Here is a 24,904-nt window from a genome sequence, read left to right as displayed (position 1 = left end):
GTAGATGACCTGAAAATATTTGTGTGATTAATTGCGTTATTCGTAAAATAATCCGGCAAAAAATGAGGGTTATTTTTGCCGGAAAACGTGATTAAAAATTCCAATCGTCGTCGGTGGTTTCGACGGCTTTTCCCATCACATAGGAGGAACCTGATCCGGAGAAAAAGTCGTGATTTTCATCAGCGTTAGGGGAGAGCGCGGCGAGGATAGCCGGGTTAACCTCGGCCATCTCTGCCGGGAACAGCGCCTCATAGCCCAGATTCATTAGCGCCTTATTGGCGTTGTAGCAGAGAAACGCTTTTACCTCATCAACCCAACCGCTGTCGACATAAAGCGCTTCGGTGTAGGCCAGTTCATTGTCATAGAGGTCCATTAGCAAATCGAAGGCAAAATCTTTCAGCGCTTCACGCTCTGCTTCGCTCACTTTCTCCAGCCCTTTCTGATACTTATAGCCGATGTAGTAACCGTGTACGGCTTCATCGCGAATAATCAGGCGGATAAGATCGGCGGTATTGGTGAGCTTGCCCCGGCTCGACCAGTACATCGGCAACCAAAAGCCGGAATAGAAGAGGAATGATTCAAGAAATACGCTGGCGATTTTTTTCTTCAGCGGCTCATTGGCCTGATAACGCGCCAGCATCAGGTGCGCTTTTTTCTGCAACGGCCCGTTTTCTTCGCTCCACGTGTAGGCGGCATCGACATCTTTCGTCTGGCATAACGTCGAGAAAATCGAGCTGTAGGAGCGGGCGTGGACCGCTTCCATAAAGCTGATATTCGACATCACCGCTTCTTCGTGTGGCGTGAGCGAATCAGGCATCAGCGACGGGGCACCCACCGTATTCTGAATGGTGTCCAGCAGCGTCAGGCCGGTGAACACGCGGATGGTCAGCTGCTGCTGGGCGGGCGTCAGGCTCTGCCAGGCGGGGATATCATTGGAGAGCGGCACTTTTTCCGGCAGCCAGAAGTTGCTGGTCAGGCGGTTCCACACCTCCAGATCTTTATCGTCCTGAATCTTGTTCCAGTTGACGGCGCTGACGTGCGATAAACGATTCATCCTTTTCTCCTTACAGCGCGCAGGACACGCAGCCTTCAATTTCAGTGCCTTCCAGCGCAAGCTGGCGCAGGCGAATGTAGTAGAGGGTTTTGATGCCTTTCTTCCAGGCGTAAATTTGCGCTTTATTGATATCGCGCGTGGTGGCGGTATCAGGAAAGAACAGCGTTAATGACAGCCCCTGATCGACATGCCGCGTCGCTTCTGCGTAGGTGTCGATAATCGCCTGCGGGCCAATCTCGTAGGCGTCCTGATAGAACGCCAGATTGTCGTTATTCATAAACGGCGCAGGGTAGTAAACACGCCCGGTTTTTCCCTCTTTGCGAATCTCCACCTTCGAGACTATCGGGTGAATACTTGAGGTGGCGTGGTTGATATAGGAAATCGACCCCGTCGGCGGGACCGCCTGTAAATTCTGGTTATAGATGCCGTAACACATCACCGCTTCGCGCAGTTGCCGCCAGTTTTCGTGGCTCGGTAAGGTAATGCCTGAGCGCTGGAAGAGGGCGCGAACACGGTCGTATTTTGGTTGCCAGTCACCTTCCAGATATTGCGTAAAGTACTCGCCGCTGGCATAGCGTGATTGCTCAAACCCGGCGAAGCGTTGCCCGCGCTCGCGCGCCAGCAGCATTGAGGTATGCAGGGCATGCCAGGTGACGGTGTAGAAGTAGAGGTTGGTAAATTCCAGCGCTTCCGGGCTACCGTAGGCGATGCCTTCCCGCGCCAGATAACCGTGCAGATTCATCTGCCCAAGGCCGATGGCGTGTGAGGCGGCGTTACCTGCTTCAATCGATGGCACCGAACGGATATGACTCATATCGGATACCGCCGTCAGCCCGCGTATTGCGGTGGCGATGGTCAGGCCAAAGTTGGGCGAATCCATGGTGTGCGCGATGTTCAGCGAGCCGAGATTACAGGAGATATCATGCCCGGTGGCGGCATAATCGAGGTTCTCATCGTAGGTTGAAGCGCTGTTAACCTGCAAAATCTCCGAGCACAGGTTGCTCATGTTGATGCGACCGGCAATCGGGTTCGCGCGGTTCACCGTATCTTCGTACATGATGTACGGATAACCGGATTCAAACTGGATCTCGGCCAGCGTCTGGAAGAAATCACGCGCATTAATATATTTTTTGCGCACGCGGGTGTCCGCTTCCAGCTCGGCATACATTTCGCTGATGGCAATGTCGCCAAATGGTTTGCCGTACAGACGTTCGACATCATAAGGCGAGAAGAGCGCCATTTCGGCGTTTTCTTTCGCTAACTGGAACGTGATATCGGGGATCACCACGCCAAGCGAGAGCGTTTTGATGCGAATTTTCTCGTCGGCATTTTCCCGCTTAGTATCAAGGAAACGCAAAATGTCCGGGTGATGCGCGTGTAAATACACGGCCCCCGCGCCCTGACGCGCACCGAGCTGGTTGGCATAGGAAAAGGCATCTTCCAGCATTTTCATCACCGGAATGACACCGGATGACTGATTTTCAATGCGCTTAATCGGTGCACCGGATTCACGCAGATTCGACAGTAAAAAGGCCACGCCGCCGCCGCGTTTAGAAAGCTGGAGCGCCGAGTTCACCGCGCGGCCAATCGACTCCATATTGTCTTCGATACGCAGCAGGAAGCAGGAAACCAGCTCGCCGCGCTGCTGTTTACCACAGTTGAGGAAGGTCGGCGTCGCGGGCTGAAAACGACCGGAAAGCATCTCACCGGTAAGCTGGCAGGCCAGCGCTTCGTCGCCCTGGGCAAGCGTTAACGCCACCATACAAACGCGGTCGGCGAAGTGTTCCAGATAGCGTTTGCCGTCGAAGGTTTTCAGCGCGTAGCTGGTGTAAAACTTCCAGGCGCCGAGGAAGGTCTGGAAACGAAAACCGCTGGCGTGCGCGTGTTTAATCAGCGCAGTGACAAACGCGCGTGGATAACGTTTAAGCACGACATCATCGTAGTAGCCTTCCGCGACCAGCCAGCGCAGACGCTCCTCTGCATCATTAAACGTGACGCTGTTCGGCTGAACATGAGCGGTCATAAAGGCATCTACGGCCTCGCTGTCCTTTTCAAACTGAATCTGCCCGTTCCGGTCATACAGATTCAGCATCGCATTAAGCGCATGATAGTCAGGCACGGCCTGGGTTACACGTTCTGCGGTTGTCGTTGCCAAAATTCGCTCACTCCTTTTCGCACTGTATCAATATCGTGTTGCGTGCCCATCAGCTCAAAGCGGTAGAGCCAGGGAACGTGGCATTTTTCAGCGATCACCGCGCCCGCGCGGCCGTAAGCATCGCCAAAGTTTCGGTTTCCCGCCGCAATCACGCCACGGATTAACGCCCGGTTCTGCGGGTCATTTAAGAAGCGGATCACCTGACGCGGAACTGCGCCTGCCGTACCGCCGCCGCCATAGCTGGGAACGACCAGAATGTACGGCTCCTCGACCTGGATTCGCTCCCGCTCATTCAGCGGAATACGTATCGCAGGCAGCCCGAGACGCACCATAAAGCGGTGCGTGTTCTCAGAGCTGCTGGAGAAGTAGACGAGGCGGCTCATGCGTGAGCGGCAATGGCATCAGGTCGCAGGCGATTGATCATATCCGGGCGGAAGCCGGACCAGCGGGTTTCCCCCGCGATCACCACCGGAAGCTGGCGAAAGCCCTGTTCACGCAGGGTGTCGGCCATCTCAGGATGCTGGTCGAGATTGACCATCTCGAAATCAAAGCCACGACTCTCCATTGCCCGTTTGGTGGCGTGGCACTGGATGCAGTTATTACGAGTGTAAATAGTAATGCGCATGATTCGTATTTCCATTTAAAATGACAATAGGGCGCAGTTAAGAGCGTCGGTCCGGGAGTGGTTACCTGAAAGGAATACTAGATGTAGTTTTTGAAAACTTCAACCATACAATATATAGATGTTTGAACAAAAAAAGCCCCCAGCGCGTAATGCGGTGGAGGCCGGGGAGGTTTGCCTAAAAATTACATACGCATAGCGATTGCCAGACGGTTAAAAGCGTTCATCAGGCTGATGGCGAAGGTCAGGTCGCTGATTTGCTCGGCGCTAAAGTGCGTAAGCAACGGTTGATAGACGCTATCTTCCGCATGATGCTCGGCGATGTGCGTCACGTCTTCTGCCCAGGCCAGCGCAGCGGCTTCCGCTTCAGTGAAGTGATTACTCACTCTCCAGCCAGCCAGGGCGTCCAGTTTGGTCTGATCCACACCCGCTTTGCGCAGCGTTTTACTGTGCATCTCCAGGCAGAAGGCGCAGCCGTTAATCTGTGAAACGCGCAGGTAGACGAGCTCCAGCAGGGTGCGGTCCAGCGAACTCTTTTCCAGAGCCAGGCTCGCCTGAACCATACCTTTGTACACGTCCGGGCTTAATTCGTTATAGGGTTGGCGCAGCAGGGTCATATTGTCTCTCCTCGTTGTCGATGTGCGTAAAAGTAGCACTATAATGGTCTGCATCCGATAGCCATATTATGAGTAAAAAAGCAGACCATGATGCAAAGTGATGGCCCACGCTATCGGCAGATAGCCTGGCAGTTAAAAACGGCGATTGAGGAAGGCAAGCTCACGGCCGGCAGGCGACTGCCGTCCAGCCGGGTATATGCCCAGGAGCTGGGCGTGTCGCGCGTGACGGTGGAAAATGCCTACGGTGAATTGGTGGCGCAGGGCTGGCTTGAACGGCGCGGCCAGGCCGGGACGTTTGTCAGTGAACATCTCACGCTCAAACCGGTGGTGGCAGAACCAACCTGGTTTGGCGGCGAGGAGCCGCATCCGCAACCTTTTCAGCTGGGGCTGCCTGCGCTGGATCTCTTCCCGCGCGCATTGTGGGCAAAAGTGATGGGACGGCGGTTGCGTACTCAGACGCGTTTTGACCTGGCGCTGGGCGATGTGTGTGGCGAGATGGCGCTACGTCAGGCGATTGTCGAGTATCTGCGGTTGTCGCGCAGCATTGAGTGCCAGCCGGAACAGGTTTTTATTACGTCGGGCTATGCGGCGTCGATGAGTCTGATTCTGCGCGCGCTAGATGGCTATGGTCAGGGCATGTGGGTGGAAGATCCCGGCTTTCCGTTAATCCGCCCGGTGATTGCGCAGGAGCGGGTAAACCTGTTGCCAGTTCCGGTAGATGGCGAAGGGATGAATGTGGAGTGGGCGCTTGCTAACGTGCCAGACGCCCGTTTTGCGCTTCTCACCCCGGCACATCAAAGCCCGCTGGGCGTGGCGCTCTCTCTGCCGCGTCGCCGACAACTGTTGGACTGGGCAACGCGTCAGCAGGCGTGGATCATAGAAGATGACTACGACAGTGAGTTTCGCTATCAGGGTAAACCGCTACCGCCGCTTAAAAGCCTGGATGCGCCGCAACGCGTCATTTACGCCGGTACCTTCAGCAAAGCGATGTTTCCGGCGCTGCGCACCGCCTGGCTGGTGGTGCCTGTGCCGCTGGTGGCGCAGTTTCGCCGCCACGTACAAAAAATTGCCTGCCCGGTGCCGCTGCTGTGGCAGCAAACGTTGGGTGATTTTATCCATGAAGGCCACTTCTGGCGGCATCTGAAGAAGATGCGCGTGCATTACGCCGAGCGGCGGCGCTGGCTGGAGGAGGCCTTACAGGCGCACGGTTTTGACGTGGTGGCGCAGCAAGGGGGCATTCAACTGGTGGTCAATATTTCCGGTGACGATAGGTTACAGGCGCGGCGCGCGCGTGATGCCGGGCTGGCCGTGCAGGCGGTGAATGACTGGCGGATTCGCGGAAGCGGTGCGCCAGGGCTCATCATGAGCTTTACCAATATTACGTCGCAGGCGATGGCAAGGGAGCAGGTGTTAGCGTTAAAGCAGGCCTTAAATTAAAAACCCCGGCGTAAAAGCCGGGGTGCAGACGCGTAGCCGTTCAGAAACTGATCTCAATTTTCCTGATACGGCGCATTTATTATCTTCACTGTTTCACTTCAATTATCGACGCAAACTTAATAATGCGCCAACAAATATCCCAACGGCGGCAACCGCGCCTAAGCTCTGCCAGGGTTTATCACGCACATAGGTGCTGGCGCAGTTCAGATAATCGCAGGCGGCCTGCTGCGAACGGCTGCGGCCATGCAGTCTGGCGCGGGACTCTTTCAACAGCGCCTGTGCTTTACGACGTGCGGCGTCAGCTTCGCCTTTTGCATCGCTACCCCAGCTTTTCAGTACATCCTCAAGACTGTCGGCTAACTGATTGACTTGATCCTGAATATCCTGCGTCTCATCAACTACGTCATTGCGGCCAAATCGATTAGGCATGTGCTTCTCCTTTTTAAGTGGGGACGAAATTAAGTGTAGGCAAAATTTTTATCCTTTGGGGCGAATCACAGCGAATCGACGCGTTTGTGGATTTTTCTGAAGGCGGGGTTAATGCTGATTACTGTAAGGTGGCGGTGCAGTAAAAGATGACGAGGAAAAAATAATGTATTTACGACCTGATGAGGTGGCGCGCGTTCTTGAAAAAGTGGGCTTCACTGTGGATGTGGTAACCCAAAAAGCCTATGGCTATCGCCGTGGGGAGAATTATGTTTATGTGAATCGTGAAGCGCGGATGGGACGCACGGCGTTGATTATCCATCCGGCGTTAAAAGAGCGAAGCAATTCGTTGGCCGAACCCGCTTCTGATATGAAAACCTGCGATCACTATCAGCAATTCCCCCTCTATTTAGGCGGAAATGAACAGCAACACTATGGAATTCCTCATGGCTTCAGTTCGCGCATTGCGCTGGAGCGTTACCTGAACGGTTTATTTGGCGAATTTCACTAAGCGAGCGACTGGCATTGGCCAGTCGCTGTGCATTATGCCTTTGCCTGACTGTACTGGCTGACACGAAAAAGACGGCGGCAGAAATCGAGAAAATAGCCGTACACCGCACCCATCACCATTGAAACCACGATATTCGAGCTTACGGCGGCGGCAATCTGATGCCAGTCTGCGCCGATAGTCAGCAGGATAATCACATATACCGGCGACTGAAACGTAACATACGCCAGCGTATCAGCGAGGTTTTTCACCCAGCCTGCCGGGCTAATGCGACGTGCCTGGCGCATAATGGCGTCGCGATAAATACCATACGGCCATGCAATAATAATGTTTACCGGCACCGCTAACAGACGAGAAGAAAGCGACTGCTCAAAGGTCATTCCGGAGAGAAAAATTTCAATCATCATGTTCACGACGGAACAGTAGACCACCATGGCGAAAGTGTCTGCTGCTGCGTGACGCAGGCGTGACTGCGCAGAGAACATCGGTATGCTCCTCGAAAAGTAACGAAAACCGTTATTAAAGGGGTGTCTAAAGGCGTTTTGGGTTGCCTTTGTTGATGTGTATAGATTATCTGTCTGGGTTAAAACTAACAACTAGTGAAATATTTTTATTTAAACGCTTTTTGTCAATAAAATACTCTGCTGGTGGATGATTTTAACTGTTGGCATTATTTTTAGTTATGTATTGTTTTTATTGTTTTAAAATCAATTAGTTATGTTTTCATACGCACTGTATTGCAGATAACTGAGATGTGCTGCTGAGGTCAGTAAGCTTAGGATACGGTTTATAAGTGTGATCTTTGTCATTTTTGGTGTTTTTTATGCCAGTTAACGGAGTTTTGCAGCAGTTAGTTCTGATGTCATTAATTTGTAATTATGCACTGAACGTGGGTGATTATTCATTTTGTTGTTTTGTTAACAAGACGTTGCGATATGCGGCAAATGCGCATCGCTTCCGGGAATATTAATTTAGTATTTGCTGGCTATATTTAAATATAATTTCGAAACAGAGTGAGGATATATTCAGTAATATTTCGGCGGTGGCAATATATTCTTAAATACAATATAATTAGCCGCTGTAGTAATGTATTTTGTTTTGAATAAGGAATTTTATAGCCCTATGTCTGTTATGTTACAAAAATTGAATAACATCCGTTCTTTGCGTGCAATGGCGCGAGATTTCTCCATTGACGTTCTTGAAGAAATGCTGGAAAAAGTCAGGATCGTCACTGAAGAAAAGAGAAATGAAGAGCAGTTAGCGATGCAGCAACGCGCTGAGCAGCAAGAAAAAATTAATACCTGGCTGGAGTTAATGCAGGCTGATGGTATTTCGCCGGAAGAGCTGGCGGATATGAAAGCGGCGATTGCTGGCGCGCCGAAAAAACGCGCATCGCGTCCGGCAAAATATCGTTTTACCGATTTCAACGGTGAAGTAAAAACCTGGACCGGCCAGGGCCGTACGCCAAAACCTATCGCGCAGGGGCTGGCTAACGGTAAATCACTGGATGATTTTCTGATCTAAGTGATCGGGCAAAGCGGTGAGAAGAGTCTCACCGCACAATTTTTAGCAAACGCCAAAATCACCTTCTTCGGTATATGGCGTAACGTCTTCCAGCTTCAGGGTATATTTCTCTCCCTGCTCATTGCTTGCCTGTACCGCTACAATATGATCGTTGTGCGTTTCCAGAACTTTGAGTTTTGGCCCACCCATTTTCGGTTGTACAAAATCACCTAGTGAATACATCGCGATACTCCTGCTCTATTTGTTAACGTTACCTAAGATTAAGCTGGTGTAACGAAATAGTAAATGCAGAGTGTCGTTATCCTTAACGACGATTCCACGGCATGACAGCCAACAGTCTGGCCATGCCACAAAATCCGCTGATACCCGCGAAGGTGAGGCCAGCACCGACAAAGGCGCTCAGCAGGAAGAATGCCTCTGAAACCGTGTAACCCAACACGCAGCCCAGAAGAATTAATCCACCGGCCGCAATTTGCACCTGCCGCATAAGCGGTAATGGTTGTTTTTTATCTTCGATTGTTTCCAGCCCGGCGGCTTTCCATGCCTGAATGCCACCTTCCAGCACCATAACTTTAGCAGGCGCAGCGGCGGCAAGCAGCCGGGTGAGATTGTTGCGGGTGCGGTTTCCGGACTGGCAATGGAAAATAACGACGTCATCGGCGTTCACAGGCAGCGTCGAACCCTGCTCAATGGCGCTTAACGGGAACGGTTGAGCCTGGGCAATATGTTCGCGGGCAAATTCATCCGCATCGCGGATATCAACCAGCTTTGCGCCTTCATGAAGTTGCGTCAGCGCCTGCTGGGGGGAAATCATCTCTGTTGTCATTATCCTGGTACCTTATGCAGGGTTGTTCCTATCTTAATGTATATACAGGTAAATAACGAGTATGAGAACTGTGCACTATTCGGCATTCATGATTAATAAAAAGAGTAAAATAATCATGATTTGAATTTGAATTCTTAGTAAGATCATGGTTTATCCACGTTATAGCTATGGTTAATATTTTTAATAGGAATGTTCTTACTTAATGTAAATATTGAAAGCTTGTGGATGAATATTATTCACTCTAAAGATCAATTTTATGTTAATTGTCAGTGCTTATTGACAGTTGTGTTAATTTTAATGATTCATGGTGTAATTCATAAGTCATTCTCTGATAGCCGCAATTAAACATATCATTCGTATTTAACGATTAACCTGGAAATGTTTAAATTTCGCAACGCATAGACCACATAATTTGTTGTTGCAATTCGTGCTACTGCCGATATCATTTATTCGCAGACCTAATATGTTCATCGGGTCTGACACTCAATAAAGTCGATATTGTTCGGTTGATAAAACTGAGATAAAGACTGTGCACAATATCCTACCGATGGAACGACGATTAACTTCAACACGGAAGAACTGGCGGTACCGTTTGGCATTTTATTGCCTCGCGTATACCGCATTGGATAGCCGTCAAAGAAGAGAGAAATAAAATGAAATCGCAGTTCCGTATTATGGCCGTCGTTATCGCGGCTCTGGCATCAGGTACCACGCTTTCCGCTATTGCCAACGACATGACCACTACCGTGCCCGCTGCGGATGGTGCTCAGGGCGCTGGCGGCCAGGTGAAATTTACCGGGGAAATTACTGACGCCGCGTGCGATATCGATACCAATAGTACCAATCAGGTGGTCGATTTGGGCAAGTGGGCAAGCAGCTACTTTAAAGCAACCGGTACGGAAACCACCAAAACACCTTTCCATATCAATGTGAAAGATTGCCCGTCTTCAGTGAGCAAAGTTGCTGTGTTGTTTGACGGTACGCATGATGCCAATGAAGCCGATCTGCTGGCGATTGACGGTGATGCCACTGGCGTCGGCATTAAGCTGATTGAAGCGGATGAAACCACGCAGGTTAAACTGGGTACGATTTCCAAAGAGTACCCGATTGATGCAGGCAGTGACGGTGAGGCGGGTACCGCCGATCTGTTGTTCTACGCTGACTATCGCGCCACCGCTGATAAAGTCACGGCAGGTAACGCTGACGGCGTGACCAACTTCGAAATGGTCTACAACTAAGTCGAATCTGAGCAGGGGATTTCTCCTGCTCATTAATCCTTTTCTCGTTTCCCCTGACAAATGATTGCTATTTATGAAACGTATTATCGCAGGCGTTGCTCTTTCATTCTTATTGGTTACTGCTGCTAAGGCGGGAGTGGTCGTGGGGGGAACCCGCGTAATATATGAGGAAGGGAAGCGTGAGGCCTCTATTTCGGTGACGAATGCTGATACCCACACGCCGTATCTGGTGCAATCCTGGGCTGAGAATTTTAACGAAAATGACAAACGCCCGGTGCCCTTTATTGTTACGCCGCCGCTGTTCCGCCTTGATCCTGAAAAAAGAAATATGCTGCGCATCAGCTTTACCGGGATGGAGTTGCCGCATGACCGGGAGTCCGTATTTTGGTTGAATGTGAAGACTATTTCACCTTCCCAGAAAGGGGATGTGAATAAGTTACAGGTAAACATTAAATCTAAATTTAAGATTTTTTATCGCCCAGAAAATTTGGCGGGCGATCCCGGTAAAGCATGGCAGCAGCTGCAATTTCACACGACGGGTAATCAGTTAGTGGTAAATAACCCAACGCCCTATTTTGTCTCATTATTTTCTGTTTCCGTTGCGGGAAAAGAGGTTGATGAGCCAGGAATGGTTGCGCCAATGTCCTCGTTAACGTGGCCGATTAGCGGTTCGGGGACGGTGAAATGGCGTGCAATTAATGATTTCGGCGGCATCACTGACGTTGCGCAGCAGTAATGCGCCAGTTCCCACGCAGCCATTCGCATAAGCCGACGGGCGCGGTACTGCTGCTGGCAACGGTGCCAACCGCACTGTTTCTGCTGTGTCATCACCGTCTGGCGCTGGCCGACGACTATTTCGACCCGGCTGCGCTGGAGGTGACCGATCCGCAGCAGAAAACCGCCGATCTCCACTATTTTGAAAAGAATGGCGGCCAGCAACCCGGTACGTACCCGGTGGCTATCTGGGTGAACAACCAGCAGGTCGGGCAGGGGAATGTGACTTTTGTCGAGGACAATGGCACTCTGCAACCCCTGCTGACGGCGGCGCAATTGGCGGAATTTGGCGTCAACGTCAGCGCTTTTTCTGCTTTTAATCAGCTGCATGATGGCGAGACATTTGCTCAGATTAGCCGCTATATTCCTGATGCCAGCAGTACTTTCGATTTTAGCGAACAGCGGCTGAATCTCAGTATCCCGCAGGCGGCCATGAACCTGCAAAGCCGTGGCTACGTTGACCCGGCGCGCTGGGATGATGGCGTACCGGCCGCCTTTGTAAATTACAATCTGACCGGTGCGCAATCGCGATATCGCGACGGCGAGCATAACTCAAACTATTTAAGCTTACGCAGCGGCATGAACCTTGGCGCGTGGCGGCTGCGCAACGTCTCGTCGATGCAGTACGACAAAACCAGCCACTGGCGCTCACAAAGCACCTATTTGCAGCGTGACGTGAAGTCGTTAAAAAGCCTGCTGCGCGTGGGGGATACCTATACCTCCGGCGACGTTTTCGATAGCGTGCAGTTTCGTGGGGCGCAGCTCTCCTCTGATGACGAAATGCTGCCGGACAGCATGCGCGGCTTTGCGCCGGTGATCCGCGGGATGGCCCACAGCAACGCCAAAGTCACCGTCTCGCAGCATGGTTATGTGATTTATGAAACCTATGTCGCGCCAGGGGCGTTTGCCCTGAAAGATCTCTATCCGACCGCGCAAAGCGGCGATCTTGAGGTCACGGTAAAAGAGAGCGACGGTTCCGAGCGCAAGTTTACCCAGCCCTATTCCGCGATCCCCTTTATGCTGCGCGAGGGGCGGCTGAAATACAGCGTCAGCGCAGGCCACTATCATTCAGGCCTGGACGGTAATCGTTCCCCGCAGTTTATTCAGTCGACGCTGTTTTACGGGTTACCGGCGAGTCTTACGCTCTACGGCGGCAGCCAGCTGGCGCAGGATTATCAATCCTGGGCGGGCGGTGTGGGGCACGGGTTTGGCGATTTTGGCTCACTGGGGGCGGATGTCACGTGGGCCGACACGCGTACGCCTTCCGGTAAGCGCTATGCAGGTCACTCTGTCCGCGTGCAGTACCAAAAAGATGTGAATCTGACCGGTACAACTTTTAACCTTGCCAGCTATCGCTACTCATCCAGCGGGTTTTATGACTTCAGCGAAGCCAATGCGCTGGAGAGTGAAAACGGTCTGGTGGACAACAAGCGTAGTCGTGAAGAGATTTCGATTTCGCAGCCCCTTGGCGGTAGCACCAGCCTGACTGCATCCGCCTATTCGCAGCGATACTGGCGCACCGGGCGTCACGATGAGACGGTGCATTTCGGGTTTTATAACACCTGGCAGGGCGTGTCGTGGGGCGTGGGTTACTACTACACCAAATCTTCCGCGCAGAATAAATCTGACCGTTCATTGTCATTTAACGTCACCATCCCGCTCGGCCAGTGGTTACCAAACAGCTCGGTGAGCTATAACACCACCTCAGATAACAACGGTTATACCTCGCAGCAGGTTTCGTTGTATGGCTCGGTGCCGGAAAATCAAAATCTTTACTACACCGTCCAGCAGGGCTACGGCAATAACGGCCAGGGCGCGAACAGCAGCGTTGCGCTTGATTACCGTGGGGGGTACGGCAGCACTCAGCTTGGTTATCGCCACGATAAGCAGAGTAACCAGCTGACCTGGGGCGCATCGGGCTCGATTGTTGCCCATCCGCACGGAATTACGCTTGGGCAGAGTACGGGCGATAGCTTTGCGATTGTTCGCGCGCCGGGAGCCTCGGACGTGGCCATCCAGAATGGGACGAACGTGCATACGGACTGGCGCGGTTATGCGGTGGTGCCCACCTTAACGGCGTATCGCAAAAACTACATTACCCTCGACACCGAGTCGCTCAAAGATGACACCGACGTCGATCTTCAGGGCCAGACGGTGATCCCCGGCGGTGGTGCAGTAGTGATGGCAAATTATCAGACGCACATCGGTAACCGCGTTCTGTTTACCCTCCATGATAACCACGGGCCACTGCCTTTCGGTGCCAGCGCGCAGGTACGCAAAACCAGCGATGATGACGCGACGCCTGCCAGCGGTATTGTCGCCGAACAGGGGCAAGTGTATCTGAGCGGCGTGCCCGAAGAGGGCACGCTGGAGGCGCAATGGGAAACCGATAACATCTCGCACCACTGCACGCTGCATTTCCATATTTCCAGTAACCTACAGCAAAATCCGGTGAAAACAGTCACTGGCCTTTGCTTATAAGAGAGAGCGATATGCGACATCGTGACGGCGCGCTGTTTTTCTTTTTCCTGCTGATTGCGGGTTTTTATAGCCACGCTTCGCATGCGGAAACCTGCATGGCGAGCGTCGGGCAGATGACGCTGAATACGCAGAACCTGACCTATTTACCGACACTGCCCGTGAACACGCAGATGTCCAATCAACTGGCGGATAACGGCAATGGGATCCACTTTTCCTGTGATTTACAGGCACCGCTGGCGAACTGGAAACGTATTGTTTATCAACAAAAAGAGACCACCGGTTCCGGGACAGTGATCAACGGGCATCACGTGTTTGCCTCAAAGCTGGATGGCGTGAGCTACTCAGCAGGATTTCAGTGCAACGGTGGGCCGATTCGCTATATCGGCGACAGCACGGCTCCGGCAGGCGGTGAGTCGGTGACGGTATGCGACAGCGATGAACTGCCGGACCTGCTCAGTGAACGCGAACCCATCGTCAAAATGTATATCACTTTCTATAAAACCGGTGAGGTGACGATGAGCGGCGGCAACCACACCAACGTGGAATCGCAGCCGCATTTTGGGGAACTCTATATTGAGGATCGCACCGATGGCGCGACCAGCGTGAAAAGCAGCCCGGTATCGATTGACCTGGCAGCGCTTAACGTTGATATCGGCGCCAGCGGCAGCTGTCAGGTCAGCACCTCCAGCATTCAGGTGAACCTGGGGTCCGTCAATCGCGCCGAATTTAAGGGCAAAGGGCTGACGGCAGGCTCCGCCCGTTCGTTTGATATTCCGGTTTATTGCACGGCGCCGAGCGACGTCAGAGTGGGCTTTTTCGGTATTCTTGCCGCCAGCGATTCCCCGGATACCCTGGCGCTGACGAAAAGCGGCGATGCGGCAACGGGCGTTGGCGTTAAGCTAACTTATGGCAACAATGATGCCTCTGCGCCTTCAGCGGGCACATCGGTAAAAATTAATGAAGCGTCTAACCTGCCCATTCTGAAGCATGTGACGGCGGCAAGTGCGGGTAATGCGGAGAACGTGAATTTTTCGGCGCAGTATGTTCAGACGGAAGGCAGCGTAACGGCAGGGGAAGCGAACAGTATTGTGACGTTTGCGCTGGTGTATAACTGAGTTGTTAGCCAGCCCTGTGCCGGATGCGCTTCGCTTATCCGGCCTTGTATCTTGAACTGGTAGCTGATTAGCTATCAGCTACATGAAACGGGAGAAGCTTGTATCCGGCCTGAAGACATCGATCTTTCGACGTAGCTTAAGCCTCCCGTTTCACCTTTCACGTCACTCAAAATCCGAACGGTAACCAGAAGCTCTGACTTCGTATGTACAAGGCTGGAATGACGTGTTGGCTCAGGTGAAAGGAGATTCTCGATGTGTACTCTCGGTATTGATGTCAGTAAAAATAAAATCGATGTTTGTCTGCTTACTGCCGGTCCCGGCGGCAAAAAAAAACACAAAGTTCTGACCAATGAACCCGACGTCTCCAGCAAAGTTATCGACTGGCTGAGCGCACAAAAATGCGTTCCGGAAAGTGTGACGGTCGTGCTGGAAGCGACGGGTATCTACCATGAAAATCTGGCATATGGCCTGCATGAAGCCGGTGTCAGAGTCTGCATGGCTAATCCCTATCGTGTTCGTGAATTTGCCAGCGGGATGGGTATTCTCAACAAGAATGATGCTGTGGATGCCTTCGTTCTGGCCTGTTATGGCGAGCTGAAACACCCGAATGCCTGGGTTCCACCTTCGCCCGAAGTCCGCAAGCTGAGGGCGCTGCTGCGCCAGCGGGATGCCCTGAAAGAGGATGTTCAGCGCACGGTGAACCGGCTGGAAAAAGCGAATTCCACAACCACTCCGCAGGAGGTCATCCGTTCACTTGAGCGGACGAAAAGCTGGCTGAGCGATGAACTGGCCCGGATAGAAAAACTCATAACCGATCATACAGATAACGATCCGGGGTTGAAGGCTGATCTTGATTTACTGAAATCGATCAAGGGCGTTAAAGATCAGGTCGGGCGGGAGATGCTGGCACTGCTGAAAGACGGGACGTTCAAAAGCGCCTCACAGGTCGCGGCTTATCTGGGTATCACGCCGGTAGAGAAAACGTCGGGGAGTTCGGTACGTGGCAGACCCCATATGTCAAAGACAGGGCCGTCGGAAGTACGGGCTAAGCTGTATGTTGCAGCGCTGAGCGCGTGCCGCTGGAACAAACAGGCAAAAGCTGTTTATGAACGACTGGTCGCAAAGGGTAAAGCCAAAAAAGCCGCACTGGGAGCGGTTATGCGCAAACTGGTGCATTTATGCTTCGGAGTGTTAAAAACGCGGCTTCTCTGGGACGAAAATTATGCAGCTACCGCTTGACGTTCAAGACGGTAGCTACAAATACTGCAATAAACCTGTAGGCCGGATAAGCGAAGCGCATCCGGCATGGGCACCAAAGCAAAAAGGCCGCGAAGCGGCCTTTTTATCACTCTAAGAAATTACTCAGTCACTTTATTTTTCAGCGACTCAGCACCTTCTTTGGTTTTATTCCAACCTTTCTCGGTACCTTCTTTGGTGGCGTTCCAGCCTTTTTCAGTACCTTCTTTGGTTTTATTCCAGGCTTTTTGCGAGCCTTCGCTCACTTTGCTCCCGGTGCTGTCTGCTTTACCTTCAGCAGCATGTTTAGATTTCAGCTTCAGCTCTTCGCCTTCATGCTGCGACTGATGCAGCTTTTCTTTGGCGGTATTCGCATTCTCATGCGCCGCGGCAACGGTATCGTCAGTTGCGTGGGTGGTTGCGGCAAAAACAGGAGAAGCCAGCAGCAGGGCAGATAATGCGATCATTGTTTTTTTCATAATATCCTCATCTATCGTTATGGCTGTATGAGCTGTATTCAGCATGGCAGAGCGAGCCGGGAGATGCATTAGGAAAAAACTGTATTTGGATCAGGATGTTCTGCATTGAGTGATTTTAGCAGTGAAAGATCGCTGCTAAATCATTGTACAGATACCTTTCATCTGGCTGTGTTTTTCCGTCGTTATTGAGGGGGATACGACGCAAGCCAGTCGGCCAGTTCATCAATGAAAATACGCGTGATGGCAGGCATCCCTTTGCGCGCCGGATAGAGCGCCAGAAGATCTCTTGGCGGTGTGCTCCAGTCAGGAAACAATGGCTGAAGGTTGCCTGCTTCAAGCTCTTTCTGGCAGGCGAAGGCGGGCATCATTGCCACGCCATTCCCGCCCAGAACCGCTTTCAGTAATACGCGCAAATTGTTGCTTTGCAGGCGTGGCTTAGGTTCAAATTCGAACGCCTCCTGCCCGCAAACCAGATGCCAGCGTGGGATGCTGTTTCCGCTGAGACGAACTAACGCCGGTATCTGAGCGAGATCACGCACCGTTTCCGGCTTGGCGTTCTGCGCAAGCCACGCCGGGCTGGTCACCAGAATATCGCGTTGTGTTTGCAATTTTCGCGCATGAAACGTGGAATCGTTAAGCGCGGTGGTGGTAACCACTATAGAAATATCAATACCTTCAGAAATCATATCCACGGGGCGATTGACGGCCAGCAACTGCACGTTTGCCAGTGGCCAGCGCAGAATAAAATCGCTGACAAACTCCCCAAGCCAGCTCTCCGCAACAAACACCGGTGCGCTGATTCTGAGCAAACCTTGTGGCTGCACCTGCTCCGCCATGACCGTTGCCTGAGCCTGTTTCCCCTGGTTCACCAGCGTTTGGCACTCTGCGGCAAATTGTTCTCCGGCTGGCGTGAGCGACAGCCGCCGGGTCGTGCGTTGAATCAACCGCACGCCAAGACGCTCCTCCAGCGCAGACATCCGGCGGCTAAGCATTGACTTAGAAATTCCGGCCCGTACAGCGGCCTGGGTATAGCTGCCTTCCTCGGCGATAAGTGAGAAGTAATAAAAATCATTCCAGTCGATCATGATTGTTCTTCTTATACAACAGTGATGTTCATTATTGTCTATTTAATCATCATTAATGCAACGGTTAACATTAACGTATTCCCGTTAATGAGATAAAAATGATGAAAGTACTGCATATCGACAGTAGCCCGATGCTGAGCGCCTCAAGCTCGCGCAAACTGAGCCAGGCCCTTACCGACGCGATTTGTCTGCGTTATCCGGACGCGAGCGTAACCCACCGCGATCTCGGGCGGACGCCGCCGCCTCACCTGCGTGAAGAGACGTTTCTGGCGCTGACCGGAATCCTCGACGCGCCAGACGATCGGACGCGTAAAGAAGTCAGCGATATTTATGACGCGATTCGTGAGCTGAATGAATGTGATGTGCTGGTGATTGGCGCGCCGATGATCAATCACAGCGTTTCATCGGCACTGAAAACCTGGATCGATCAGGTTTGCCAGGCGCGAATGACGTTCCGTTTTACGCCGGAAGGGGCACAGGGTTTGGTGAAGGATAAACCGACGTTTATTATCTCGACGCGCGGTGGCGTGTATTCCTCAGAGGAGCATCGGGCGATGGATCATCAGGAAAGTTATTTGATCTCTACTTTAAAATTGATGGGTATCGAGGACGTACATGTTCTTCCTGCCGAGGGCGTCGATAAAACCCATCCCGGACGTGAGCAGGCGGAAAAGGGCGCGCTGGCGCAGATCCCGGATTTGCTGAGTTATGTATTTAACAAATCAATAAAATAATCTCTTTTGTCGACTGCCTGATTGAGCTGGCTGGGCGCCTGGACGGAATAATATTCCAGGCCCCAACGCCAGACGCTATTTTTCAGGGTCGATCGTTTCTCTGGGCAGGCGCGTATCGTGACAGTTTTGATAGCGTGCAGGCCAAATCACCGAAGGATGCAGATTAAGCGCGTTAGCAATGAGCCACTCGCCTTTTGGCCATGGTCGATTCAGCGTATTGGCTAGCGTAGAGGACGCCAGCCCGGCTTCGCGGGATACGCGCGCCAGAGTGGTACCGCGCTTGCGCAGTGCGGCGATGATGTCGGCGGGGTGCCAGTTTTTTGGGGGCATACTTATCACCTTTGTAGAATATAAGTCACAGTTTTATGATGCTAGCACTTTCGTTATGTGACTTATAGTCCGTGGTCTGATAAACGACATAAAGTCATGCTGGCATGATGAAAAACATGTCCAGCATTCAGTCGCGTTTTGGCGCGCATCTCAAAAAATTACGGCTTGAAGCCGGGTTGTCTCAGGAAGCCTTTGCGGATAAGTGCGGCCTTGATCGCACTTATGTCAGTGGTATTGAACGAGGTGTCCGGAATCCTACTCTTGAAGTCATTCACGTTTTAGCTAAAGGTTTGGGTAAAGAGATGAAAGGGCTATTTGATTTTGACGGCGATGCATAAAAGCAGCGTGTTACTTTTTCCTTTCATAAGCAGATTAGCCAAGTGAAACTCAATCAAGTTTGTTATGGCTTACTAGCCGCATCATTCATTTCCAGCTTCTGGTTTTTGCATCCCGTTTGGGCGTGGTTTTTGATGGTCAATGTTTTGACCTTTTTCATCTATGGCGCGGATAAATTTGCTGCACGACGAAGCTGGCAGCGCGTACCGGAAAAGACATTGCTGGCATTTGGCCTTGTTGGTGGATGGCCCGGCGGGTTAGCCGCTCAGCAGTTGTTCAGGCATAAAACGCAGAAACAGCCGTTTAAACGCTGGTTTGTTGGGAGCGTGGTGGTGAATGTTGTGGTGCTGGTGGGTGTGGTTTATGGGATGGGGTATTGGTGGGGGTAGGGCGGGTTTGTGACAGGAGGGGACGTTGCTAACATCGAGATGCATTAATCTGCGGGGAGCAGATCACTACTGAGGTGCTGTCTGCATAGGCGATAGATGTGTGCGATTACGGTCTATCGACCCATAGCCGCCGTTCGCTAAGTCAGAATCGGCCCAAACTCGTTGGTAGACAGAATATCGGCAAAACGATACCTTACTCTCAAATCCTTTAGACCGCATATCGTTTTTTCTTGAGAAACGTCGTATTCGCAAAAGCGCTTTGACACCTATCAAAGGTTTCTGTCGCGGCTAGGGTCGTATACGGCGTTCTATTGATCTTGACAAACCATTAAATATGATGGGAGTACAATTGGAAAGAATCCTGAATAAATTTGGTTATTTCAAAAGAAAGAAACCAGTAAGACAATACAAAAAAATTGAGTACAGGACCCCAGGCGCTCCTGAAGAAAATAGCCAGCGCCTTATTGAGCTCACAGCGCAAGGCAATGAATGGGCTAGAAATAAAGGAGAAGATTACTACCAGCTTATAGGTATGTTCTTCACAATTGTGCTACTTATTGAGCACAAAATGATAAACCTTCTAGCAGTTATTGATGAGCACATTGACAGTAGAATGCTTGGTGAAAAAATAGATATTTTCAAAGACTTCTTGAAGATGTATGAACCAGAAGAAGATGAAAGCATTGAGGAGTATCGTTTGCTGATACAGCCTCTAAACGAAATAAAAAGCATCCGAAATTCACTAGCTCACGATATCACGCAGCCTATATTTGGTTATAGTACATTTAAGCAAGTGGATTCTTATATTAAGAAAAGACGACCTGACATGCATGCATGCTTAAAAAATTGCGAAGATGAAAAAGCCAAATGCATGGCTTTGCTAGCAACGTTTGGATTTATATTTTCTTTTGAAATAGCGAAGCTTCGGATAGGCATTGAACATTAAACGTATAATTGATTCTAATCGTTCACTGTGGTCACTTGGGCGGCCTAACTGACTTGCACCCAACATGACAATGTTAGTATTTCAACCATGAGTGAGCTTCCGCTATTCGCTTAGAGCAGACCTTCAGCTCAGTTAGCTTGTCCGCTCCGTGCCAGGAGCGGACAGTACAACCACCACGGTTCGCTAATAAATTCAGGTGAATTCTCATTAAGTCTATGAGCAACAAAACCTGCAGGGTTGAGCCACACTCATGCTTATCTATTATTATAGAAAATAAAAATACAACAAAAGGATATGGCGGAATTCGCCTTGAAGGGCAATCATAAAAATGGTGCCTTATTTTAAAGGCTAATACAGTAGTCTCTTGCTAAGGGGGATGTATGACTTTAACAGCAAATACACGTGAAGAGTTGGATGAATTAGCAAAAAACAAATCAATTGATATTATAAGGAATATGAACGATTTGTCGAAAAGGATGTTGTTGGACAGTTCTCAATTTTCAAAACTTCCTGATGCCGCTAGAACGAAGTTTTTGGATGAGGTTGGATTTAGTGAAGAAATGATGAGGATTTGTCATTTTAATTATTCCATACTAAAGAATGAGCTAAATAATAAGGATTTCATTCTCGCCTTGTCAGAATTTGGGTTGTCCGAACATATTTTTGATGTTTATCAAGATTGTAAGTGTGATAGTGCGAGTGGTCATTGTATTAGTAATAATCCTGGGTATTTTTGCATTGGGGGTGGATCATATAGCAAATGTAGTTGATGATTTATAGGATTTATAAAGGATATTTATTCTAACAAGTCATGGGGTGGTCACACCCCTTTCGACATATTTCCCGTAAAAACAGCAAGGAAAATTTCCTCAGTTGTTTTATTACTTCACAACGGTGTGGTTCTTGATTGATACTTGTTACCAATACTTATCCTTTGTTTTTCTACAAATTAGTTTTATAAGACATACGCCCTTCAATAAGCGCACATGTCACATAGTTATTAAATTTAACAAAACGGTTATATGTGAAGTTAAGATCATTTTAGGCTGAGTCTTCAATGTATGGTTCATCATATACATCACTCATGCTTTCTTATGGAATATTATCGTTCCAGTACGCAGGATTCGTCCCATTTATGGATTTCCAGAGTCTGTTAAGAAATTCATCGGTCAACACATTGGATACTTAACCAAAACATTGAAATGGTAGTGAGAATGTACAAAAACACATGGACGTACAGGTAAGTAATAACTTGACACTACCTGCCTGTCCTGCCACTTCTGGTCAATGTTTCCCACCAGATTTTGGCTAGTTACGTTTCCGCTGAAGTGCTACGTTGCTGGCATCCATGAGCAATCGGCTATGAGTTGTATTCAAGCTGCAGGATATGTCCGCTCCTCGCTCAAAGCTGCCCTTTCATCTTCCAAAACTACTCGCTCACTATTAACTATCAACATTGCATATATATGCTACCTTATAGCCGAACCGTTCTCCCCAACCTTCAGCCCAAGAAAATCACCCCCACAACCCTCACGGAGAGCCCGAACATAAACGTCACCATAACCTCCGCACACCCCGAGCACTTTGCCGCTCTCCGCGCCATCGAGCTGGCCGCCTTTGAAACGCTACGCCACGCAGGTGCAATGACCGGTCCCGCCAGCGCCAGCAGCATTGAAGAACTCAGCGATTTCAGCCGTAACGGATTACTGCTTGCGGCGTATATACCAGACTCGGTTCCCGTCGGATTCATAGCAGGGCAAATCGCTGATGAATGGCTGCATATCGCAGAAATGGATGTGCATCCGAATTGGCAGCGCCGCGGGATCGGCAAACAACTCATGTATGCAATTCTCCGTAATGGACAGCAACGCGGCCTGACGGGTGCCACGTTAACCACCGACAAAATGGCAGCATTTAATGCCAGATTTTACGCCACGTTAGGTTTTGAGATTGTGGAAGCCGATGCGCGGCCGCCGCATTTGGGGGCAATAAGCGAGGATGAAATTGCAAAGGGTTTTGACCCGGCGCGCCGGGTAGCGATGAGGCTTATCTTTTAGGTTGCTGATTTATAAAGATATCCATAAATAAAACCCAACAAAAAAGCCCGCAAGACTTACGCCTTGCGGGCTTTCGACTTCTGCGGTCGACTCTGGAATCGCCGCTAAAGATTTTGGTGGGCTGGCGGAGTCTGAATTGGTTTTGTAAATTGTTGTTTATTGGCTGAAAACCTTCAGTTCAATTTTCATTTTGGTCCCATTGTTGGTCCTAAAAGAAAATGTCAGGTTTTTTGCAGGGGAGGGGAGGTTACAGCAGGAGTCTCTTCGTCTACGAGATTAGCATTTTGCTTTCCATTAATCTGCTCTGTATTTAAGCGTTTATTTCACATTAGTTTTTAGCAAGCCGGTAGAGCGCCTTGCTCGTAGAATATCCACTACGGAAATATACGGGGTTTGTTCTTGCCACGAAAATCCCTTTCGGTCGATACGAACCAGTTCGTACTTTTCGACAAGAAAGTTCACCGCATCGCTTAGCGATACTCCAGCATTAATATGTTCCTGAATAACTGTATTATCACTGAACGGCGTGTCGTTTAGCGTCAGGCCATAGTGTTGTTCCAGCAGGCGTGTCAGTAACATTTGCCAGACAGCCACGGGCGACAGACAGGGCTTCGTCGCCCGTGAAATTGTAGCAGGTAGAGTTTTCATGTTTGCTCTCGTGAAATTCGTTAGCGTTGAGTGGGATAGACGGCGATGTATACATAGCCGCAACTGCCAAGAGTGTCGGCTTCGCAGGTGAAACCGTTGTGGTACAGGGTGACACAGTGGGCATGGCGGGGATTCATTTCACCAGTGGTCAGCATCGATTCCATCTGGCTGATAAAGTGCGGGAATGTTTCATCCAGCTTCCGGCATTCAGCGTCACTGAATTTACCGGTGATACTGGCCCGGTCAGCCAGATAGTACAGCCGGTTGTCCTCCTGTACCAGACGGGCTCCCAGACGCGGCGTGGTATCCCGCTGCAGGCCCCATGTAATGTTGCTCATTTATAACCACCTTTATTGTCAGTTCAGAGTGATACCCATCAGACAGGCATAGGGACCGTTGCGGTCCTGGCGGCGTTCGGCGTATACCGCCAGCACGCCGGGAATGTCAGGAACGGCCAGACCGGTGTAATGACAGATACTGCCATGCCACTGGTATCTGCCGGTGCAGTATCGAAAAATGCGGGAGGCCGGATGCTGACGGTAAATCGTCATCGCCCGGCGTTTACTGATAATTTTCATGTCATACCTCAAAGCAAACCGTGTTCAGCAAACGACAATATCTGCGTGCCACCGACAATGAGATGGTCAGGAACACGGATATCAACGAGCTGAAGCGCCTGCACCAGACGCTGCGTGATGGACTTATCTGCCTGGCTGGGTGTGGTGTCACCGGAGGGATGGTTATGCGCCAGTATCACTGCTGCCGCATTGAAGTACAGGGCGCGTTTGACCACCTCACGGGGATGCACCTCGGTGCTGCTAATGGAACCGGCAAACAGAGTTTCGTGGGCAATCAACTGGTTCTGCTGGTTCAGATACAGCACCATAAACTCTTCGCGCTCCAGCCCCGCCATTTTCAACCGAAGCCAGTCGCGGGCGGCCTGAGTAGAGGTGAATGCCACGCCTGTTTCGCGCAGGTGTCGGTCAAGCAGGGTTAAGGCGCGTTTTACAATATGTTTTGCGGTCAATGGAAGTGCCGGAGCCTGTGGGATAAGTGACTGTTCCATCATGAATATCCTTAATCAATAATGCGAAAAATGGCGTGGAATTCAGGATGCTGCAGGGCGTAATACCGCAGGCGGTAATAGTGCTCTGTCATGGCATCGCATTCGGTGCGACAGGCGTGATGGCTGTATTCAATCATGCAGATAGCAATACCTGCGGCTTCTGCGCTCATTTTCGCACCATTGCCGTTCATGCCGTTGAACAGATACCATTTATCGTCACCGTCAGCATCAGGGGCCATAAACGCGCCGCCATTACGGAGCGTGTAAAAGGACCAGATACCACCGCTGTACTCATCACAAAAGCGCTCCATCCAGGCGAAAATACGGGGTTCCAGCGATATCCACTGCGGGATATCGCCAAAATACAGCGGCCAGAAATCGAGACGCTGCTCGTCAGGTACCAGGGTTGCAGTAAGGTCAAATTGAGGTTCATTAGCGGACATCAATTCGCGCTTAGTTTGTGTCGTCATGGATATTCTCCGTCAATAAAAACGCCAGCGACGATGGCTGGCGTATGGGAAATAAAGGACATGCAGGGATGATGAATAGGTGTGGTCAGTAGGAGGATGCTCTGAGGATGCCTGACTTGCGGATATAACGGTTAAGCCCTTCACCAGCATCAGGTTCAAAGCACCACGCCCGCCAGACCATTCGACCTTCAGAGTCACGAACCACCAGGCGGAAGTGGCTGCGCTGGTCATCTTCAACAGCGATATTTTTATACCGGCGGGTAACCGCTTCAGCCTGCTGTCGGGTGAACGGTCCCGGTGGCAACATATGAGATTCAGACATTCGGTGTACCTTAAAAGCAAAAGCCCCTG

General features: G+C 50.7%; 32 protein-coding genes. 14 read left to right on the top strand and 18 right to left on the bottom strand.

Annotated elements, in window-relative coordinates; all coding sequences use genetic code 11:
- Positions 1-91: 91 nt before the first annotated feature.
- The 5 genes from nrdF to AC1MKH_RS19120 form a co-directional block, all read right to left on the bottom strand.
- Positions 92-1,054, bottom strand: a complete 963-nt coding sequence (nrdF, locus tag AC1MKH_RS19140) for a class 1b ribonucleoside-diphosphate reductase subunit beta (RefSeq protein WP_276222455.1) — start codon at positions 1,052-1,054, stop codon at positions 92-94.
- Between the two features lie 10 nt (positions 1,055-1,064).
- Positions 1,065-3,209, bottom strand: a complete 2,145-nt coding sequence (nrdE, locus tag AC1MKH_RS19135) for a class 1b ribonucleoside-diphosphate reductase subunit alpha (protein WP_276222453.1) — start codon at positions 3,207-3,209, stop codon at positions 1,065-1,067.
- On the bottom strand, positions 3,182-3,592 hold the full coding sequence (gene nrdI / locus AC1MKH_RS19130; protein WP_149461698.1) for a class Ib ribonucleoside-diphosphate reductase assembly flavoprotein NrdI: 411 nt from the start codon (positions 3,590-3,592) through the stop codon (positions 3,182-3,184). Before nrdI ends, nrdE begins: the two co-directional genes overlap by 28 nt.
- Positions 3,589-3,834 carry a glutaredoxin-like protein NrdH gene (gene nrdH / locus AC1MKH_RS19125; RefSeq protein ID WP_015963319.1) on the bottom strand — a complete coding sequence of 82 codons (246 nt, stop codon included), beginning with the start codon at positions 3,832-3,834 and terminating at the stop codon, positions 3,589-3,591. Before nrdH ends, nrdI begins: the two co-directional genes overlap by 4 nt.
- A gap of 182 nt (positions 3,835-4,016) precedes the next feature.
- A complete protein-coding gene (locus AC1MKH_RS19120) occupies positions 4,017-4,448 on the bottom strand; it encodes a carboxymuconolactone decarboxylase family protein (RefSeq protein WP_276222450.1) in 432 nt (143 codons plus the stop codon).
- Between the two features lie 90 nt (positions 4,449-4,538).
- Here AC1MKH_RS19120 and pdxR point away from each other — a divergent pair, with 90 nt between their 5' ends.
- Entirely contained in the window at positions 4,539-5,885 is a 1,347-nt protein-coding gene (gene pdxR, locus AC1MKH_RS19115) for a MocR-like pyridoxine biosynthesis transcription factor PdxR (protein WP_276222591.1), read from the top strand.
- Positions 5,886-5,987: 102 nt separating this feature from the next.
- Here the strand turns inward: pdxR and AC1MKH_RS19110 are convergent, their stop codons facing one another.
- On the bottom strand, positions 5,988-6,314 hold the full coding sequence (locus AC1MKH_RS19110) for a DUF883 family protein (RefSeq protein WP_276222449.1): 327 nt from the start codon (positions 6,312-6,314) through the stop codon (positions 5,988-5,990).
- 163 nt (positions 6,315-6,477) lie between these two features.
- Between AC1MKH_RS19110 and AC1MKH_RS19105 the strand changes: the two genes are divergently transcribed.
- Positions 6,478-6,822 (top strand): DUF2002 family protein, encoded by a 345-nt coding sequence (locus tag AC1MKH_RS19105; RefSeq protein ID WP_276222447.1) that lies wholly within the window; start codon positions 6,478-6,480, stop codon positions 6,820-6,822.
- A gap of 32 nt (positions 6,823-6,854) precedes the next feature.
- Here the strand turns inward: AC1MKH_RS19105 and alaE are convergent, their stop codons facing one another.
- Positions 6,855-7,304, bottom strand: a complete 450-nt coding sequence (alaE, locus tag AC1MKH_RS19100) for an L-alanine exporter AlaE (protein WP_015963324.1) — start codon at positions 7,302-7,304, stop codon at positions 6,855-6,857.
- Positions 7,305-7,941: 637 nt separating this feature from the next.
- Here alaE and stpA point away from each other — a divergent pair.
- Complete coding sequence (stpA, locus tag AC1MKH_RS19095) at positions 7,942-8,343, top strand: DNA-binding protein StpA (RefSeq protein WP_276222443.1); 402 nt, start codon at positions 7,942-7,944, stop codon at positions 8,341-8,343.
- 42 nt (positions 8,344-8,385) lie between these two features.
- Here stpA and AC1MKH_RS19090 read toward each other — a convergent pair whose 3' ends face one another.
- Both AC1MKH_RS19090 and AC1MKH_RS19085 read right to left on the bottom strand, forming a co-directional pair.
- The gene (locus AC1MKH_RS19090) at positions 8,386-8,565 is read right to left on the bottom strand and encodes a hypothetical protein (protein ID WP_276222441.1); all 180 of its coding nucleotides are present in this window, start codon (positions 8,563-8,565) and stop codon (positions 8,386-8,388) included.
- 82 nt (positions 8,566-8,647) lie between these two features.
- Complete coding sequence (locus AC1MKH_RS19085) at positions 8,648-9,169, bottom strand: rhodanese family protein (protein ID WP_276222439.1); 522 nt, start codon at positions 9,167-9,169, stop codon at positions 8,648-8,650.
- A 653-nt stretch (positions 9,170-9,822) separates the two neighbouring features.
- Between AC1MKH_RS19085 and AC1MKH_RS19080 the strand changes: the two genes are divergently transcribed.
- The 5 genes from AC1MKH_RS19080 (at position 9,823) to AC1MKH_RS19060 (ending at position 16,016) form a co-directional block, all read left to right on the top strand.
- A complete protein-coding gene (locus AC1MKH_RS19080) occupies positions 9,823-10,407 on the top strand; it encodes a fimbrial protein (RefSeq protein WP_276222437.1) in 585 nt (194 codons plus the stop codon).
- A 73-nt stretch (positions 10,408-10,480) separates the two neighbouring features.
- Positions 10,481-11,143, top strand: a complete 663-nt coding sequence (locus AC1MKH_RS19075) for a fimbrial biogenesis chaperone (protein ID WP_276222435.1) — start codon at positions 10,481-10,483, stop codon at positions 11,141-11,143.
- Positions 11,143-13,662: a fimbria/pilus outer membrane usher protein gene (locus AC1MKH_RS19070; protein ID WP_276222433.1), complete on the top strand. Its 2,520-nt coding sequence runs from the start codon at positions 11,143-11,145 to the stop codon at positions 13,660-13,662. The genes AC1MKH_RS19075 and AC1MKH_RS19070 overlap by 1 nt, the downstream gene beginning before the upstream one ends.
- A gap of 11 nt (positions 13,663-13,673) precedes the next feature.
- Positions 13,674-14,777 (top strand): fimbrial protein, encoded by a 1,104-nt coding sequence (locus AC1MKH_RS19065; RefSeq protein WP_442961950.1) that lies wholly within the window; start codon positions 13,674-13,676, stop codon positions 14,775-14,777.
- Positions 14,778-15,029: 252 nt separating this feature from the next.
- On the top strand, positions 15,030-16,016 hold the full coding sequence (locus AC1MKH_RS19060) for an IS110 family RNA-guided transposase (RefSeq protein ID WP_488450733.1): 987 nt from the start codon (positions 15,030-15,032) through the stop codon (positions 16,014-16,016).
- Positions 16,017-16,135: 119 nt separating this feature from the next.
- On the opposite strand, the gene AC1MKH_RS19055 is transcribed toward AC1MKH_RS19060, so the two are convergent.
- Both AC1MKH_RS19055 and AC1MKH_RS19050 read right to left on the bottom strand, forming a co-directional pair.
- Positions 16,136-16,492, bottom strand: coding sequence for a hypothetical protein (locus tag AC1MKH_RS19055; RefSeq protein WP_276223274.1), 357 nt, complete (start codon positions 16,490-16,492; stop codon positions 16,136-16,138).
- 182 nt (positions 16,493-16,674) lie between these two features.
- Positions 16,675-17,577, bottom strand: a complete 903-nt coding sequence (locus AC1MKH_RS19050; protein WP_276223276.1) for a LysR family transcriptional regulator — start codon at positions 17,575-17,577, stop codon at positions 16,675-16,677.
- A gap of 98 nt (positions 17,578-17,675) precedes the next feature.
- Between AC1MKH_RS19050 and AC1MKH_RS19045 the strand changes: the two genes are divergently transcribed.
- Positions 17,676-18,311, top strand: a complete 636-nt coding sequence (locus AC1MKH_RS19045; RefSeq protein WP_276223278.1) for an FMN-dependent NADH-azoreductase — start codon at positions 17,676-17,678, stop codon at positions 18,309-18,311.
- Positions 18,312-18,386: 75 nt separating this feature from the next.
- Here the strand turns inward: AC1MKH_RS19045 and AC1MKH_RS19040 are convergent, their stop codons facing one another.
- A complete protein-coding gene (locus tag AC1MKH_RS19040) occupies positions 18,387-18,641 on the bottom strand; it encodes a helix-turn-helix domain-containing protein (RefSeq protein ID WP_015963335.1) in 255 nt (84 codons plus the stop codon).
- A gap of 107 nt (positions 18,642-18,748) precedes the next feature.
- Between AC1MKH_RS19040 and AC1MKH_RS19035 the strand changes: the two genes are divergently transcribed.
- From AC1MKH_RS19035 to AC1MKH_RS19015, 5 genes are all read left to right on the top strand, one after another.
- Positions 18,749-18,979, top strand: coding sequence for a helix-turn-helix domain-containing protein (locus AC1MKH_RS19035; RefSeq protein WP_231828420.1), 231 nt, complete (start codon positions 18,749-18,751; stop codon positions 18,977-18,979).
- Positions 18,980-19,021: 42 nt separating this feature from the next.
- Positions 19,022-19,366 carry a DUF1294 domain-containing protein gene (locus AC1MKH_RS19030; RefSeq protein WP_276223281.1) on the top strand — a complete coding sequence of 115 codons (345 nt, stop codon included), beginning with the start codon at positions 19,022-19,024 and terminating at the stop codon, positions 19,364-19,366.
- Between the two features lie 349 nt (positions 19,367-19,715).
- Complete coding sequence (locus AC1MKH_RS19025) at positions 19,716-20,312, top strand: hypothetical protein (protein WP_276223283.1); 597 nt, start codon at positions 19,716-19,718, stop codon at positions 20,310-20,312.
- Positions 20,313-20,692: 380 nt separating this feature from the next.
- The gene (locus tag AC1MKH_RS19020) at positions 20,693-21,082 is read left to right on the top strand and encodes a hypothetical protein (protein WP_276223286.1); all 390 of its coding nucleotides are present in this window, start codon (positions 20,693-20,695) and stop codon (positions 21,080-21,082) included.
- A 696-nt stretch (positions 21,083-21,778) separates the two neighbouring features.
- Positions 21,779-22,369 carry a GNAT family N-acetyltransferase gene (locus tag AC1MKH_RS19015; protein WP_276223288.1) on the top strand — a complete coding sequence of 197 codons (591 nt, stop codon included), beginning with the start codon at positions 21,779-21,781 and terminating at the stop codon, positions 22,367-22,369.
- A gap of 318 nt (positions 22,370-22,687) precedes the next feature.
- Here AC1MKH_RS19015 and AC1MKH_RS19010 read toward each other — a convergent pair whose 3' ends face one another.
- From AC1MKH_RS19010 to AC1MKH_RS18985, 6 genes are all read right to left on the bottom strand, one after another.
- Entirely contained in the window at positions 22,688-23,017 is a 330-nt protein-coding gene (locus AC1MKH_RS19010) for a TA system toxin CbtA family protein (protein WP_181547632.1), read from the bottom strand.
- Positions 23,018-23,037: 20 nt separating this feature from the next.
- Positions 23,038-23,355: a type IV toxin-antitoxin system YeeU family antitoxin gene (locus AC1MKH_RS19005; protein ID WP_220439118.1), complete on the bottom strand. Its 318-nt coding sequence runs from the start codon at positions 23,353-23,355 to the stop codon at positions 23,038-23,040.
- Between the two features lie 18 nt (positions 23,356-23,373).
- On the bottom strand, positions 23,374-23,595 hold the full coding sequence (locus AC1MKH_RS19000) for a DUF987 domain-containing protein (RefSeq protein WP_220439120.1): 222 nt from the start codon (positions 23,593-23,595) through the stop codon (positions 23,374-23,376).
- Between the two features lie 8 nt (positions 23,596-23,603).
- Positions 23,604-24,086 carry a JAB domain-containing protein gene (locus tag AC1MKH_RS18995; RefSeq protein ID WP_220439122.1) on the bottom strand — a complete coding sequence of 161 codons (483 nt, stop codon included), beginning with the start codon at positions 24,084-24,086 and terminating at the stop codon, positions 23,604-23,606.
- An 8-nt stretch (positions 24,087-24,094) separates the two neighbouring features.
- A complete protein-coding gene (locus AC1MKH_RS18990) occupies positions 24,095-24,553 on the bottom strand; it encodes an antirestriction protein (protein WP_276223291.1) in 459 nt (152 codons plus the stop codon).
- Between the two features lie 85 nt (positions 24,554-24,638).
- Positions 24,639-24,875 carry a DUF905 domain-containing protein gene (locus tag AC1MKH_RS18985; protein ID WP_181547640.1) on the bottom strand — a complete coding sequence of 79 codons (237 nt, stop codon included), beginning with the start codon at positions 24,873-24,875 and terminating at the stop codon, positions 24,639-24,641.
- Positions 24,876-24,904: the final 29 nt, after the last annotated feature.

This window comes from Pseudocitrobacter sp. CD920760 (assembly GCF_057782505.1).
Note: the sequence above shows the minus strand (reverse complement) of the source record. Positions and strands in the feature narration are given on the sequence as shown.

Bases quoted from the DNA above. Each gene is read 5' to 3' on its own strand.
- AC1MKH_RS19010 (WP_181547632.1), bottom strand. From the start codon at position 23,017: ATGAAAACTCTACCTGCTACAATTTCACGGGCGACGAAGCCCTGTCTG.
- AC1MKH_RS19000 (WP_220439120.1), bottom strand. From the start codon at position 23,595: ATGAAAATTATCAGTAAACGCCGGGCGATGACGATTTACCGTCAGCAT.
- AC1MKH_RS18995 (WP_220439122.1), bottom strand. From the start codon at position 24,086: ATGATGGAACAGTCACTTATCCCACAGGCTCCGGCACTTCCATTGACC.
- AC1MKH_RS19110 (WP_276222449.1), bottom strand. From the start codon at position 6,314: ATGCCTAATCGATTTGGCCGCAATGACGTAGTTGATGAGACGCAGGAT.
- AC1MKH_RS19105 (WP_276222447.1), top strand. From the start codon at position 6,478: ATGTATTTACGACCTGATGAGGTGGCGCGCGTTCTTGAAAAAGTGGGC.
- AC1MKH_RS19085 (WP_276222439.1), bottom strand. From the start codon at position 9,169: ATGACAACAGAGATGATTTCCCCCCAGCAGGCGCTGACGCAACTTCAT.
- AC1MKH_RS19045 (WP_276223278.1), top strand. From the start codon at position 17,676: ATGATGAAAGTACTGCATATCGACAGTAGCCCGATGCTGAGCGCCTCA.
- AC1MKH_RS19055 (WP_276223274.1), bottom strand. From the start codon at position 16,492: ATGAAAAAAACAATGATCGCATTATCTGCCCTGCTGCTGGCTTCTCCT.
- AC1MKH_RS18985 (WP_181547640.1), bottom strand. From the start codon at position 24,875: ATGTCTGAATCTCATATGTTGCCACCGGGACCGTTCACCCGACAGCAG.
- AC1MKH_RS19020 (WP_276223286.1), top strand. From the start codon at position 20,693: ATGACTTTAACAGCAAATACACGTGAAGAGTTGGATGAATTAGCAAAA.
- AC1MKH_RS19080 (WP_276222437.1), top strand. From the start codon at position 9,823: ATGAAATCGCAGTTCCGTATTATGGCCGTCGTTATCGCGGCTCTGGCA.
- AC1MKH_RS19070 (WP_276222433.1), top strand. From the start codon at position 11,143: ATGCGCCAGTTCCCACGCAGCCATTCGCATAAGCCGACGGGCGCGGTA.
- AC1MKH_RS19050 (WP_276223276.1), bottom strand. From the start codon at position 17,577: ATGATCGACTGGAATGATTTTTATTACTTCTCACTTATCGCCGAGGAA.
- AC1MKH_RS19075 (WP_276222435.1), top strand. From the start codon at position 10,481: ATGAAACGTATTATCGCAGGCGTTGCTCTTTCATTCTTATTGGTTACT.
- AC1MKH_RS19015 (WP_276223288.1), top strand. From the start codon at position 21,779: ATGCTACCTTATAGCCGAACCGTTCTCCCCAACCTTCAGCCCAAGAAA.
- nrdI (WP_149461698.1), bottom strand. From the start codon at position 3,592: ATGAGCCGCCTCGTCTACTTCTCCAGCAGCTCTGAGAACACGCACCGC.
- AC1MKH_RS18990 (WP_276223291.1), bottom strand. From the start codon at position 24,553: ATGACGACACAAACTAAGCGCGAATTGATGTCCGCTAATGAACCTCAA.
- AC1MKH_RS19040 (WP_015963335.1), bottom strand. From the start codon at position 18,641: ATGCCCCCAAAAAACTGGCACCCCGCCGACATCATCGCCGCACTGCGC.
- AC1MKH_RS19120 (WP_276222450.1), bottom strand. From the start codon at position 4,448: ATGACCCTGCTGCGCCAACCCTATAACGAATTAAGCCCGGACGTGTAC.
- pdxR (WP_276222591.1), top strand. From the start codon at position 4,539: ATGCAAAGTGATGGCCCACGCTATCGGCAGATAGCCTGGCAGTTAAAA.
- alaE (WP_015963324.1), bottom strand. From the start codon at position 7,304: ATGTTCTCTGCGCAGTCACGCCTGCGTCACGCAGCAGCAGACACTTTC.
- AC1MKH_RS19065 (WP_442961950.1), top strand. From the start codon at position 13,674: ATGCGACATCGTGACGGCGCGCTGTTTTTCTTTTTCCTGCTGATTGCG.
- stpA (WP_276222443.1), top strand. From the start codon at position 7,942: ATGTCTGTTATGTTACAAAAATTGAATAACATCCGTTCTTTGCGTGCA.
- nrdF (WP_276222455.1), bottom strand. From the start codon at position 1,054: ATGAATCGTTTATCGCACGTCAGCGCCGTCAACTGGAACAAGATTCAG.
- AC1MKH_RS19005 (WP_220439118.1), bottom strand. From the start codon at position 23,355: ATGAGCAACATTACATGGGGCCTGCAGCGGGATACCACGCCGCGTCTG.
- AC1MKH_RS19060 (WP_488450733.1), top strand. From the start codon at position 15,030: ATGTGTACTCTCGGTATTGATGTCAGTAAAAATAAAATCGATGTTTGT.
- nrdH (WP_015963319.1), bottom strand. From the start codon at position 3,834: ATGCGCATTACTATTTACACTCGTAATAACTGCATCCAGTGCCACGCC.
- AC1MKH_RS19090 (WP_276222441.1), bottom strand. From the start codon at position 8,565: ATGTATTCACTAGGTGATTTTGTACAACCGAAAATGGGTGGGCCAAAA.
- AC1MKH_RS19035 (WP_231828420.1), top strand. From the start codon at position 18,749: ATGAAAAACATGTCCAGCATTCAGTCGCGTTTTGGCGCGCATCTCAAA.